The 12,280-nt window shown below is 71.1% G+C and carries 13 protein-coding genes; 2 read left to right on the top strand and 11 right to left on the bottom strand.

What is annotated here, in order from left to right:
* Position 1 precedes the first annotated feature (1 nt).
* The 6 genes from ACQ860_RS10270 to ACQ860_RS10245 form a co-directional block, all read right to left on the bottom strand.
* Complete coding sequence (locus ACQ860_RS10270; RefSeq protein ID WP_213615648.1) at positions 2-577, bottom strand: GbsR/MarR family transcriptional regulator; 576 nt, start codon at positions 575-577, stop codon at positions 2-4.
* Between the two features lie 134 nt (positions 578-711).
* Positions 712-927, bottom strand: coding sequence for a DUF3126 family protein (locus ACQ860_RS10265; protein ID WP_296736503.1), 216 nt, complete (start codon positions 925-927; stop codon positions 712-714).
* A gap of 54 nt (positions 928-981) precedes the next feature.
* Positions 982-1,605, bottom strand: a complete 624-nt coding sequence (locus ACQ860_RS10260) for a DUF2459 domain-containing protein (protein WP_431303281.1) — start codon at positions 1,603-1,605, stop codon at positions 982-984.
* Positions 1,580-2,071 carry a universal stress protein gene (locus ACQ860_RS10255; protein ID WP_431303280.1) on the bottom strand — a complete coding sequence of 164 codons (492 nt, stop codon included), beginning with the start codon at positions 2,069-2,071 and terminating at the stop codon, positions 1,580-1,582. Before ACQ860_RS10255 ends, ACQ860_RS10260 begins: the two co-directional genes overlap by 26 nt.
* Positions 2,071-2,808: a TIGR02186 family protein gene (locus ACQ860_RS10250; RefSeq protein ID WP_431303279.1), complete on the bottom strand. Its 738-nt coding sequence runs from the start codon at positions 2,806-2,808 to the stop codon at positions 2,071-2,073. The genes ACQ860_RS10255 and ACQ860_RS10250 overlap by 1 nt, the downstream gene beginning before the upstream one ends.
* 170 nt (positions 2,809-2,978) lie before the next feature.
* Positions 2,979-3,860: a sulfite exporter TauE/SafE family protein gene (locus ACQ860_RS10245; RefSeq protein ID WP_431303278.1), complete on the bottom strand. Its 882-nt coding sequence runs from the start codon at positions 3,858-3,860 to the stop codon at positions 2,979-2,981.
* Positions 3,861-4,012: 152 nt separating this feature from the next.
* On the opposite strand from ACQ860_RS10245, the gene ACQ860_RS10240 reads away from it, so the two are divergent.
* Together ACQ860_RS10240 and ACQ860_RS10235 are read left to right on the top strand one after the other, a co-directional pair.
* Positions 4,013-5,530 (top strand): bifunctional metallophosphatase/5'-nucleotidase, encoded by a 1,518-nt coding sequence (locus ACQ860_RS10240; protein ID WP_431303277.1) that lies wholly within the window; start codon positions 4,013-4,015, stop codon positions 5,528-5,530.
* 85 nt (positions 5,531-5,615) lie between these two features.
* On the top strand, positions 5,616-7,193 hold the full coding sequence (locus tag ACQ860_RS10235; protein ID WP_431303276.1) for an ABC transporter substrate-binding protein: 1,578 nt from the start codon (positions 5,616-5,618) through the stop codon (positions 7,191-7,193).
* Positions 7,194-7,252: 59 nt separating this feature from the next.
* On the opposite strand, the gene ACQ860_RS10230 is transcribed toward ACQ860_RS10235, so the two are convergent.
* The 5 genes from ACQ860_RS10230 to ACQ860_RS10210 all read right to left on the bottom strand — a co-directional run bounded on the left by ACQ860_RS10230 (position 7,253) and on the right by ACQ860_RS10210 (position 12,278).
* Positions 7,253-8,227: a Bug family tripartite tricarboxylate transporter substrate binding protein gene (locus ACQ860_RS10230; RefSeq protein WP_431303275.1), complete on the bottom strand. Its 975-nt coding sequence runs from the start codon at positions 8,225-8,227 to the stop codon at positions 7,253-7,255.
* Complete coding sequence (locus ACQ860_RS10225; protein ID WP_431303274.1) at positions 8,224-9,195, bottom strand: Bug family tripartite tricarboxylate transporter substrate binding protein; 972 nt, start codon at positions 9,193-9,195, stop codon at positions 8,224-8,226. Before ACQ860_RS10225 ends, ACQ860_RS10230 begins: the two co-directional genes overlap by 4 nt.
* Before the next feature lie 84 nt (positions 9,196-9,279).
* A complete protein-coding gene (locus ACQ860_RS10220) occupies positions 9,280-9,426 on the bottom strand; it encodes a hypothetical protein (protein WP_431303273.1) in 147 nt (48 codons plus the stop codon).
* Positions 9,427-9,546: 120 nt separating this feature from the next.
* Positions 9,547-10,959: a phosphoglucomutase/phosphomannomutase PgmG gene (gene pgmG, locus ACQ860_RS10215; RefSeq protein ID WP_431303272.1), complete on the bottom strand. Its 1,413-nt coding sequence runs from the start codon at positions 10,957-10,959 to the stop codon at positions 9,547-9,549.
* Positions 10,959-12,278, bottom strand: coding sequence for a UDP-glucose dehydrogenase family protein (locus ACQ860_RS10210; protein WP_431303271.1), 1,320 nt, complete (start codon positions 12,276-12,278; stop codon positions 10,959-10,961). The genes pgmG and ACQ860_RS10210 overlap by 1 nt, the downstream gene beginning before the upstream one ends.
* Positions 12,279-12,280 lie beyond the last annotated feature (2 nt).

Below are 12,280 nucleotides of genomic sequence, written 5' to 3'. Positions count from 1 at the left end.
TTCAGGCCTTCTTCGAAGGGCGGTTGCGGCGGGTGACGATGTCCTGGAAGCGTTCGGTCGCCTCCAGCACGCGGGCGACACGGCCGCCCAGCTTGAGAAGTGCGATCAGTCTTTCATCCGGCAAGGATTTCACATCATCCATCCAGCCGGTGAGAAGCGAAATCACCTCCAGCAGGTTCTCCATGCGCCCCTGGGCGTGCTCATCGGCGCGGGTCGCGGGCTTCTGCATGAGCACGTCGCGCAGCAGGGAGAGCGTGGGGTCGATCTCCCGCTTGCGGCGTTCTTCCGCGAGGATGCGGACGATCTGCCAGACGTCGTCGGGGGTGGTGAAATGCTCGCGCCGGTCCCCGGGCAGGTGCTGGAGCTTCACGAGGCGCCAGGTCTCCAGCTCCTTCAGGCCCATGGAGACGTTGGAGCGGGAGAAACCCAGCTGCGCCACGATGTCATCGGCGCAGAGGGGGCGGTCCGAGAGGAAGAGCAGGGCGTAGATCTGCCCCACGGTGCGGTTGATGCCCCAGCGCGAGCCCATCTCGCCGAAATGGAGGACGAAGGCGGCGGTGGCGGGGGGCAGGTCCATGAACGTCAGTATGTTCAGGAATTTCTGAAAATCAAGGTAAGACGGTCGGACATTCCGCAGGCGGTCCGGCCGGGTTGGATCAGCTTTTCCGGGGGAAAGCGCCGGGGCGGGCCGGGGCCCGCCCGCGCGGGGCGTCAGAGGTTGGGGAGGTCTTCGGCGAGGATCGAGATGGTGACGTGATAGGTCACTTCGCCATCCTCGGCGTCGCGGTCCACGGTGCCGATGGTCTCGGCGCCGGCGAGGACCTCGACCGGGCCGTTGCGCGTGGCGGCGGCGCGGATCATCAGGTTGGAGCTGCCGAGCAGCTTGCGGAGATGGGCCTGGACGGCCTGGATTTCAGCGGGCTTCATGCGGTGCGGCTTAGACCCGTGCGCGGGTGTTGGCAAACCATTCAGCCCGCCCGTTCAGGCAGGTTTCATGGGGCGGCAGGCGCCGGGCAGGCGGGCGGCCTCAGCCATCACGCCACCGGCCAGCACCACGCCTTCGCTCCGCACCGGCAGGCCCGCCGCGGCCAGCATCTCCGCCGTCCAGCTGTTGCAGGTATAGGCCAGGCTGTAGCCCCGCGCGGCTGCGTGGAAGCGGCGGTTCGGACGTGACTCGATGAGGGGCAGGCCGGGCGCGAAGCTCGCCAGCAGGGCGGGGCCGAGCGCCTCGGGCGCGGCGGGCAGGCGCAGCGCGCGGGCGGGCGGGGCGGGCCAGGCGCTCACCTGGATCGCGGCCGGGCCGGGGATGGGGCCGGTGAGCCACTCGGCGGGGCCCGGCCGCTCCGCCAGCACGAAGTCGCGCTTGCCGAAGCCGAAGAAGACCAGCGCGGCCTCGGGGAAGATGGCGGCGAGGGGGAGCGGGAGCGCCTGCGGCGGCAGGCCGATCTCGGTGTGCCAGCCGGCATCGAGCAGCCAGAGCGCGGGGCCGGGGGCGCCGGTGCAGCCGGGCGGCGGTTCGGGCGCGGTGGCGCAGGCGGGCAGCGCCAGCGCCGCCAGCAGCAGCCCGCGCCGCGCCGGTTCAGGTGACGCGGTCCAGCTCCGCATCGCTCATGCTGCCGGGCACGATGGTCATGGGCACCGTCATGCGCCCGGCGAGCTTGCCGGTCAGCGCCGTCACCAGGGGCCCTGGGCCCTTGGCGTTGGCGGCGGTGGCCAGAACCAGGATGGAGATTCGCGGGTCCTCCTCCAGCAGGGCGAGCAGCTCCTCCGCCACCTTGCCCTCGCGCGTGATCAGGACGGGCAGGCCGCCGGTGATGTCGCGCACCTGGGCGGCGAGGCCGGCCAGCGTCGCCTCGGCCTCGTCGCGGCGTTCCTCGGCCATCATGGCGCCGATGCCGGCCCATTCGCTCTGCTCGACCGGCTCGACCACGCGCAGCAGCGCCACGCGCCCGCCGGATTTGGCGGCGCGCAGCGCGGCGTAGCGCAGGGCCACGGCGCGCTCGGGGCTGTCATCCACGACGACGAGGAAGACGCGGTCCCGGCGCGCGGTTTCGGCGGAAGCCTCGGTCATCAATTCCTCCGGAAGAGCACGCTGCCGAGCCACCCGGCAAGGGCCGCCAGGATGATGCAGATGAGAGCGTAGATCACCGGCTGCCCGCGCGCGACCCTTTCGATCTCGGCGGCCGTGCCCACGCGCTCGACGATGAAGCCCAGCTGCTCGGTCGCCACCACGCGCCGGGCGCGCACCAGCATGACCTCGACGCGGTAGGAGCCGGGCTGGACGGTGGAGGGCAGCGGCAGGCGCAGGTTGAACAGGCGCGAGCCCGCGATCTCGATGGGCTGCGCATCCTCCTGCCAGAGGTTCGCGGATTGCTTGAGCGAGACCAGGGCCCGGCGGAAGCCCGGCGCGCGGGCGCCGGTGGAGACGAGCGGGATGGTGGCCAGCCCGATGCCGCGCGCCTGGCGCACATCCTCGGGCAGGAGGAGGGAGGCGGGGCGCGTGCCGGCGACGGCGTAGAAGCCGGGCACGTCCTCGAAGCGGGCGGAGGGGCCGTTGAACCAGAGGCCCAGCACCTCGACCTTGCGGCGGACCACGAAGGGGCCGGAGGGGCCGCGGGCGAGGACGATGACCTCATCGCCGCCGGGGCCGAGCGGTTCCTCGGTGCTGCCGAAGACGAGGATGCTCTCACCCACGAAGGCGGTGGTGATGGCGACGCGCTCGGTGGAGAGGCGGGCGACGAGGGGGGAGGGCTGGGCGAGGGCGAGAGTGGGCAGGAGGAGGAGGAGCAGCGCCACAAGCGCGGCCAAACCGGCGCCACCCCACAAGCCGATCGCCGCTGACGAAGGATCCGGCCGAAAGGCGGCCGGCGCCGCCCAACCGGGCGCATGGCCCGGAGCAACAGCCGCGCGGCGAAGCCAAGCCGCCGGAGGCGGCGCCCGGCGCTTGAGGGCATAAAAAAATCTCTGGCGGGTGCCCATCACCAAGCTGGCCCGACGGAGAACAGATTGGCCGGCACCCGCCACAGATCCCAGAGCAGCGAGCCGGCGACGCCCAGCACCAGCAGGCCGAGCAGCGCGCGCGTCTCCTCGCCGCGCAGCTTGCCGCCCATGGCGGCGCCGAATTGCGCGCCGGCCACGCCGCCCAGCAGCAGCAGCAGGGTGAGGACGATGTCCACGCCGCCCACCTGGATGGCCTGCAGGAAGGTGACCGAGGCGGTGACGCAGACCACCTGGAAGAGCGAGGTGCCGATGACGACGGCCGTCGGCATGCCGAGGATGTAGATCATCGCCGGCACCAGCATGAAGCCGCCGCCGACACCCATGATCGCCGAGAGGATGCCGATGACGAAACCCACCGCGAGCGGCGGGATGATGGAGATGTAGAGGCGGCTCTTGCGGAAGCGGATCTTGAGCGGCAGGCCATGCGCCCAGGAATGGTTGTGCAGCCGGGCCTGCTGCTTGCGGGAGCGGCGGAAGATGGCGCGCACGCTCTCCATCACCATCAGCGTGCCGACGGCGCCCAGCACCACCACGTAGAAGATGGCGACGGCCGCATCGACCTGGCCCGCGCGGCGCAGCAGGGCGAAGATCTGCACGCCCACGACGGAACCGACCAGGCCGCCCGCGACCAGCACGCCGCCCATCTGCCAGTCCACGTTCTGCCGCCGCGCCTGCGCGATGAGGCCGGAGACGGAGGCGCCCAGCGTCTGGTTGGCGCCCGAGGCGACGGCGACGGTGGAGGGAATGCCGATCAGCATCAGCACGGGCGTCAGCAGGAAGCCCCCGCCCACGCCGAACAGGCCCGAAAGCCAGCCCACGACGAAGCCGATGCCCACCAGCATGAGGGCATCCACGCTCATTTCGGCAATGGGCAGGTAGATCTGCAAGCGACGCGAACCGGTGGAAGAGAAGCGCCAGACTTCACCCGCAATGATGGCATGGCAAGGGCAGAAGGCGCTTCATGCGGGATCGGCTTGCGGGGAGCGGCGTTTCCGCCACAGAAGGAAGGGTGATGTTCGCCCGCCGCACACTGCCCGCCCTTCTGGCCGCCCCCGCGCTTCGCCCCGCCGCCGCGCAGGTGGCCACGCGCATGGCGCTGCTGCACCTGAACGACTTCCACAGCCGGCATGAGCCCATCGCGGCGACAGCGGCGGCGTGCCGTGCCGGGGAGACCTGCTTCGGCGGCTCCGCCCGCATGGCGACCGCGATCACCGAGGGGCGGGAGGCGGCGCGGGCCGATGGCCGCGCGGCGCTGCTGCTGGAGGCGGGCGATGCCTTCCTCGGCAGCCTCTTCTTCACGCAGCATGAGGGCCAGGCCGAGGCGCAGGTGCAGCGCGCCTGGGGCGTGCAGGGTTTCGCGCTGGGCAATCACGAATTCGACCTGGGGCCGGAGGTGCTGGCCCGCTACATCGCCGCCGTGCCCTTCCCGGTGCTCTCGGCCAATCTGGACGCGACGGCCGAGCCCGCGCTGGCCGGCAAGGTCTGGCCCACCATCGCCTTCCGGCGCGAGGCCATGCGCGTGGTGGTGGTGGGGCTGACCACGCCGGACACGCCGGGCATCTCCTCCTCCGGCCCGAATCTGCGTTTCACCGACCCGATGGAGGCGGCCAACCGCGCGGTGTGGGAAGCGCGGCGCGAGGGGCCGGCCACGGTGGTGCTGCTCTCGCATCTGGGCCTCGCCCTGGACCGGCGGGTCGCGGCCGAGGTGTCGGGGGTGGACGTGATCCTGGGCGGCCATTCGCACACGCTGGTGGCGCCGCCCCTGGTGGTGGAAGGGCCGGACCGGCCGGTGACGATCGTGCAGGCGGGCGCGCATGGGCGCTGGCTGGGGCGGCTCGACCTCGATCTCGCCGCCGATGGGCGCGTCGCGCTCGCGCAGCAGCAGATGCGCGAGTTGACCGCGGACATCGCCGAGGATGCGACGGTCGCGGCGCTGGTGGCGCAGCTCGGCGCGCCGCTGGAGGCGCTGCGGCGGCGCGTGGTGGGGCGGCTGCCGGCGGCGCTCAGCAACGCCGCCTGCGGTTCGGCGCCCTGCGAGATCGGCATGCTCGTGGCTGAGGCGATGCGCGAGGCGGCGGGGGCCGAAATCGGCTGGCAGAATGGCGGCGGCGTGCGGGCCGGGCTGCCGGGCGGCGAGGTCACGATGAATGACGTGCTGGGCGCGCTGCCCTTCGGCAACACGACGGCGCGGATGGTGCTGCGCGGGGCCACGCTGCTGGAGGCGCTGGAGAACGGGCTCTCCCGCCTGCCGGGCTCCTCGGGGCGTTTTCCGCAGACGGCCGGGCTGCGCTTCACGGTGGATGCGGCGCGGCCGGTGGGCCACCGCGTGGTGGCGGCCGAGGTGCGCGAGGCGGATGGCAGCTGGCGCGCGCTGGAGCCGGGGCGGGCCTACAGTGTCGCCACCAACAACTTCCTCCGCCGCGGCGGCGATGGCTATGCGGTCTTCGCCAATGCCGCGCTGGAGGCGCGGGATGACGGGCCGGCGCTGGATGACCTGCTGGCGCGGGCGCTGGGGCGCTCACCGTCCTGAACATGCAATTCCGGCGTGACATCGGGCGCGCGCCAGGGCCAGGATGCATGCCACGGCGCGTAAAGTCGCCGCGAGGAAGGCATCCATGATCATCACCCGACGCTCGACGCTCGCCCTCCCGCTGGCCGGCCTGGCCGCGCCCGCCCTCGCGCAGAACCGGGGCGACCCGAACGTGCTCCGGGTGAAGCTGTTCGGGGACCTGCGCGCGCTCGACCCCTTCATCTCGCCCGAATACATGGCCCGCAACCATGGCTACATGGTCTATGACACGCTCTTCGCGCTGGACTCGAAGCTGCGCCCGCAGCCGCAGATGGTGGAGAGCCACAGCGTCAGCGCCGACCGGCTGACCTGGGAGTTTTCCCTGCGCGAAGGCCTGCGCTTCCATGACGGCGCGCCCGTCACCAGCGAGGATGTGGTGGCGTCCCTGCGCCGCTGGGCGATCCGCGACGGGCATGGCGCGCAGATGCTGGCCGATGGCAACACGCTGGTCGCCCTGGATGCGCGGCGCTTCCGCCTGACCTTGCAGCGGCCCTGGGCGCTGGTGCTGGACGCGCTGGCCAAGCCCTCGGGCCTGCCGGCCTTCATCATGCCCGCGCGTGTGGCCGCCACGCCGATCACGACGCCGATCACCGACCCGACCGGCAGCGGGCCCTACATGCTCCGCCGCGAGGATTGGCGGCTGGGCGACCGCACCACCTATCGCCGCAACCCGGATTACCGCCCGCGCGTCGAGGCGCCGGACGGGCTGGCCGGCGCCAAGCTCGCACGGATCGAGCGGGTGGAATGGGTGGTGCTGCCGGATTCCAGCAACGCGCTGAACGCGCTGCAGACGGGCGAGCTCGACATCTTCGAGGAACTCCCGCCGGACCTCTTCCCGGTGGTCGCGCGCAACCGCAACCTCCGGCTGGCGGCGCAGGATGCGGCCGGCGTGCAGCCCATCTTCCGCATGAACCAGGTGGTCCCGCCCTTCGACAATCCGCGGCTGCGCCAGGCGATGCGGCTGCTGGTGGACCCGTCGGAGATGATGCCGGCCTATATGACCGACCGCGAGCGGTGGCGGGATTGCCGGAGCTTCTTCCCCTGCGCCTCGCCCTTCCACACGAATGAGGGCTGGGTGACGCCGAACCTCGATCTGGCGCGCACGGCCGTGCAGCAATCGGGCTATGACGGCACGCCAGTGGTGGTGCTGGATGCGCAGGACAGCACGATCAGCAGCACCTTCGCCCGTGTCTCGGCCGACCGGATGCGCCGGGCGGGGATGAATGTGGACCTCCAGGCGATGGACTGGGCGACGCTGGTGACGCGGCGCCTCTCGAAGAACCCGGTGAACCAGGGCGGCTGGAGCCTCTTCTGCTCGGCGCCGGCCGCGGTGGATCTGATGGACCCGGTGAGCCATATCGCGCTGCGTTCGGCCGGCGCCCGGACGGCGCTGCCCGGCTGGCCCGATGACCCGGAACTGGAGCGGCTGCGCGACGCCTTCGCCTTCGCCGCGACCGAGGAGGAGCGGCGCGCCATCGCGGTGCAGACCCAGCGCCGCGCGGTGGAGAGCGTGCCCTATCTGCCCTTGGGGATGATGAGCCTGGTGCGCGGCCACAGTGCGAGGCTGGCCGGGATCCTGGAGGCCGCGATCCCGGTTTACTGGAACATCACCAAGGCGGGCTGATTGACCGGAGATGCAGGAACCTCAGGTTCTTGCCGGGGTCGAGGGGCAGAGCCCCTCGTCTACTCCGCCTGGATCCGCAGCGAGGCGACGACCGGCCGGAGTGCGGCCACCTGCGCATGCACCATGGCCGTGAAGTCGGCCGTGGAATTGCCGCCCGGATCGGCGCCGAGTTCATCAATCCGCGCGGCCAGCGGCGGGTGGCGCGCGGCGGCGGCGATCTCGGCCTGCAGGCGCACCAGCACGGCCTCGGGCGTGCGGGCGGGCGCGAAGAAGCCGTTCCAGCCGAGGATCTCGGCGTTCGGGAAGCCCTGCTCGCGCACCGTGGAGATCTCCGGCAGCAGGCGGTTGCGGCTGGTGGAACGGATGGCGATGGGGCGCAGGGCACCGCTGCGGATATGCGGGATGCCGGTGGAAAGCTGGTCGCCGCCGAACTGGATGCGGCCCACCATCAGGTCCTGGACAAGGAGCGAGGCGCCGCGGAAGGGCACGTGCTCCATCTCGAAATTGCCGTCGCGCTTCAGCACCTCGCCCACCAGGTGGCCGGCGCTGCCGGGGCCGGTGGAGCCGTAGAAGGGCGGGCGGGGCTGCGTGCGCGCCCAGGCGATGAATTCCGGCACGGTGGTGGCGGGAACGGAGGGGTGGACCATCACCACCGTCGGCACCAGGGCGCCCAGGCTGATGGGGGCGAAGTCGCGCTCGATGGAGTGAAGGGCGCGGTTCTGGAACTCCATCACCGCCGAGGTGGAGGAGAAGGTAGAGTTGTGGAACAGCAGCACCTGGCCGTCGGGCGTGGCCTTGGCGACGAGGTCGGCGCCGATGGAGCCGCCGCCACCGCCCCGGTTTTCCACCAGCACGGGCACGCCGAGCGTCTCGCTCAGGCGGTTGCCGTAGAGCCGGGCCAGGATGTCCGTCGTGCCGCCGGCGGCGAAGGGAACGACGACGCGGATCGGGCCGGTGGGCGTCCAGCTCTGGGCTCGGGCGACGAGCGGTGCGGCGAGGATCGGGGCGGCGAGGAGCGAACGGCGCTGCATCATTCGACGCGCATCTGCAAGGACTGCACCAGCGGCCGCATGGCGGCGATCTGCGCATGCACGGCCTGGCCGAATTCCGCGCTGGAATTGCCGCCGGGCTCGGCGCCCAGCTCCTGGATGCGGGCGGCGAGCGGCGGGTGGCGCGCGGCGGCGGCGATCTCGGCCTGGAGGCGGACCAGCACCGCCTCGGGCGTGCGGGCGGGGGCGAAGAAGCCGTTCCAGCCCAGCATCTCGGCATTGGGGAAGCCCTGTTCCCGCACCGTGGCCACATCCGGCAGGGCGGAGGCGCGGGTGGCGGAGAGCGTGCCGATCGGGCGCAGCGCGCCGCCGCGGATATGCGTGAGCGAGGAGGAGAGCTGGTCCCCGCCGAACTGGATGCGCCCGGCCAGCATGTCCTGCACCAGGGGGGCCGCGCCGCGGAAGGGGACATGGTCCATCGGGAAGCGGCCATCGCGCTTCAGCACCTCGCCGATCAGGTTCATGGTGCTGCCGGGCCCGGTGGAGCCGTAGAAGGGGGCGGTGGGCTGGGCACGGGCCCAGGCGGCGAATTCCGTGAGGTTGTTGGCCGGCACGTCGCGATGCACCAGCAGCATCATCGGCACATTGGCGCCGAGGCTGATGGGGGCGAAGTCGCGCTCGATGGAATGCGGCGCGCGGTTCGCGAATTCCAGCGCGGCCGTCGTCGTGCTGAAGGTGAGGTTGTGGAAGAGCAGCGTCTGCCCGTCCGGCGCGGCCTTGGCCACGACGTCGGCGCCGATGGAGCCGCCCGCGCCGCCGCGATTTTCGACCACGACGGAGACGCCCATCGTCTCGGTCAGGCGCTGGGCGTAGAGGCGGGCCAGGATGTCCGTCGTGCCGCCGGCCGGGAAGGGCACGATGATCCGGACGGTGCCGGTGGGCGTCCAGGCTTGCGCGTGCGCGATCGCGGGCGCTGCGAGCAGGGCGAGGCTCAGGCTACGGCGGGACAACATGGATCCGGCATCCTCCCAGATGGCGCCGGCTTCATGATTCGTCCGGCTGCGAAGGGGGAGCTTGGATGCGGGAGGCGGCGGGCGTCAACCGGTGCCGGAGAGGACCCAGGCGGTGAGGACGATGGCGCCGGAGACGGCGGCGGCTTCCAGGCTGAAGCGCAGAAGGTCGGCCGCCTCGCGCCAGCGGCTGGCGCGCGGGACCCTGCTGTCGTGCCTGGGATCACCCTGCATGTCCGACCTCGCCGGTTGGAGAACCGGCATATAAGTCGGATGACGGGGGCGCAACAAGTCGCAAATGATGCGACGTGGTGAAAAAACCGGCCGGCGGATCACCCGCCGGCCGGGCTTGCCTCAATGGCCGGCATTCTCGCCCGAGAAATCGGGCGCTTCGAGGCCCGAGGCCTCGAGCTGGCGGACCAGCTGGGCCTTCAGCCGCTCCAGCCCGGCCTCGGTCTTTGCCTCGCAGCGCGCGACCAGCACGGCCTGGGTGTTGGAGGCGCGCAGCAGCCACCAGCCATCCTCGCTCAGCACGCGCACGCCATCCACCGCCTGGACCTGCGCGCCCTCGGTGGCGAGGCGGCCGCGGACCTCCTCGATCACCTCGAATTTGCGGGTCTCGTCGCAGTTGAAGCGGAGTTCGGGGGTGTTCAGCACCACGGGCAGGGCGGCGCGCATCTGGGCCAGGCTTTCCGGGCTGCGGGCCAGGATGTCGAGCAGGCGGACGCCGGAGTAGAGCGCGTCATCGAAGCCATACCACTTGTCGGCGAAGAAGGTGTGGCCGGACATCTCGCCGGCGAGCGGGCAGCCGGTCTCGGCCATCTTCTGCTTGATGAGGCTGTGGCCGGTCTTCCACATGAGCGGCTGGCCGCCGGCCTTCGCCACCTCGTCGAAGAGCACCTGGCTCGCCTTCACATCGGCGATGATGGTGGCCCCGGGATGCGCCTTCAGCACATCGCGGGCGAGGACGACCAGAAGCTGGTCGCCGAAGAGCATGTGCCCCTCGCCATCCACCACGCCGATGCGGTCCGCATCGCCGTCGAAGGCGATGCCGAGATCGGCGCCCTCGGCCTTCACGCGCGCGATGATCTGCTCGAGGTTCTTGAGCACCGTGGGGTCGGGGTGGTGGTTCGGGAAATTGCCGTCGATCTCGCCATTGATCACGACATGCTTGCCCGGCAGCTGCTTCACCAGCCGCTCCGTGATGGCGCCGCCCGAGCCATTGCCGGGGTCCCAGACCACGTTCAGGGTCTTGGAGCCGCCCGCGTAGTCCTGGACCATGCGGGCGATATAGGCCTCGCTCACATCCACGTCGCGCGCCGTGCCGGGCTTCTCGGGCACCACGTCACCGGCAGCCGCCATGGCGCCCAGCGTCTGGATGTCCTTCCCGAAGAACGGCTTCTTGCCGATCATCATCTTGAAGCCGTTGTAGTTCGGCGGGTTGTGGCTGCCGGTCAGCATCACCGCGCCATCCGCCTTCTGGTCGTAGCTCGCGAAATAGAGCATGGGCGTGGGCCCGCAGCCGATGCGGATCACCTCCATGCCCGAGGCGAAGAGGCCGTTGACCAGGTGCATCTGCAATTCGGGCGAGGAGAGGCGGCCATCCCAGCCCACCGCGACGCGATGCCCGCCCGAGCGGGCGATGATGCTGCCGAAGACGCGGCCGATGGCGAAGGCATCGGCCGGGTTCAGCGTCTGTCCCACGATGCCGCGAATGTCGTATTCGCGCAGTGAGGTCTTGTCGAAATGGTGTTGGAAGGCGGCCATCAGGGTCGTCCGATCGAGGAATAGGTGAAGCCGGCCTCGCGCAGGGCGGCGGGGTCGTAGATGTTGCGCAGATCGAGCACGACGCGGCCCTTCATCTGGCCGGCGAGCTTCTCGGGCGCGATGTTGCGGAATTCGTTCCACTCGGTGATGACCACCAGCGCCTCGGCTCCGTTCAGCGCGTCCAGCGCGCTGCTCGCGTAGTGCACGCCGGCCGGCAGCAGCGGTTTGGCGAACTCCATCCCCTGCGGATCGAAGGCGCGGATGACCGCGCCGGCGGCGGCGAGCTTGGGCACGATCTCGAGCGAGGGCGCGTCGCGCATGTCGTCCGTCTCGGGCTTGAAGGTCAGGCCCAGCACGGCGATGGTCTTGCCCGCGACGCTGCCGCCGCAGGCTGCGATCACGCGGTCCGCCATCGCGATCTTGCGGTCGTCATTCACCGCGATGGTGGCTTCGACCAGCCGCAGCGGCGTGCCGAGATCCTGGCCGGTGCGCGCAAAGGCCAGCGTGTCCTTGGGGAAGCAGGAGCCGCCATAGCCGGGGCCCGCATGCAGGAACTTGCGGCCGATGCGGCCATCGAGGCCGATGCCGCGGGCCACCTGCTGCACATCGGCGCCGGCCTTCTCGCAGAGATCGGCGACCTCGTTGATGAAGCTGATCTTCATGGCGAGGAAGGCGTTGGCGGCGTATTTGATGATCTCGGCCGTCTCGAGGCCGGTCGCCACGATCGGCGTCTCGATCAGGTAGAGCGGGCGGTAGAGGCGCTTGAGCACGGCCTCGGCGCGTTGGCCGGCCTCACCTTCCTCGATGCCGATGACGACGCGGTCGGGGCGCATGAAGTCGCCGATGGCGGCGCCCTCGCGCAGGAATTCCGGGTTGGAGGCGACGGCGATGTCGAGATCGGGGCGGGCGGCCTTGACGCGGCGCTTGACCTCGCGCCCGGTGCCGACGGGGACGGTGGATTTGGTGACGAGGACGAGCGGGCCGCGGGCGGCGCGGGCCACCTGCTCGGCGGCGGCGAAGACGTAGCTGAGGTCGGCATGGCCGTCGCCGCGGCGCGTCGGCGTGCCGACGGCGAGGAAGACGGCCTCGGCGCCGACCATGGCCTCGTCCAGGTTGGTGGTGAAGGTGAGGCGGCCTTCGCGGGCGTTGTCGGCGACGAGATGGTCGAGGCGCGGCTCGTAGATGGGGATGCGGCCGGCCTTGAGCGCCTCGATCTTGGCGGGATCGGTGTCCACCACCGCCACATCCACCCCGAACTCGGCAAAGCAGGCGCCCGAGACAAGGCCAACATAGCCCGCGCCGATCATCACTATCTTCATGC

The sequence above is a fragment of the Sediminicoccus sp. BL-A-41-H5 genome (assembly GCF_050632405.1).
In the GTDB taxonomy this organism is placed as follows: Bacteria; Pseudomonadota; Alphaproteobacteria; order Acetobacterales; family Acetobacteraceae; genus Roseococcus.
Note: the sequence above shows the minus strand (reverse complement) of the source record. Positions and strands in the feature narration are given on the sequence as shown.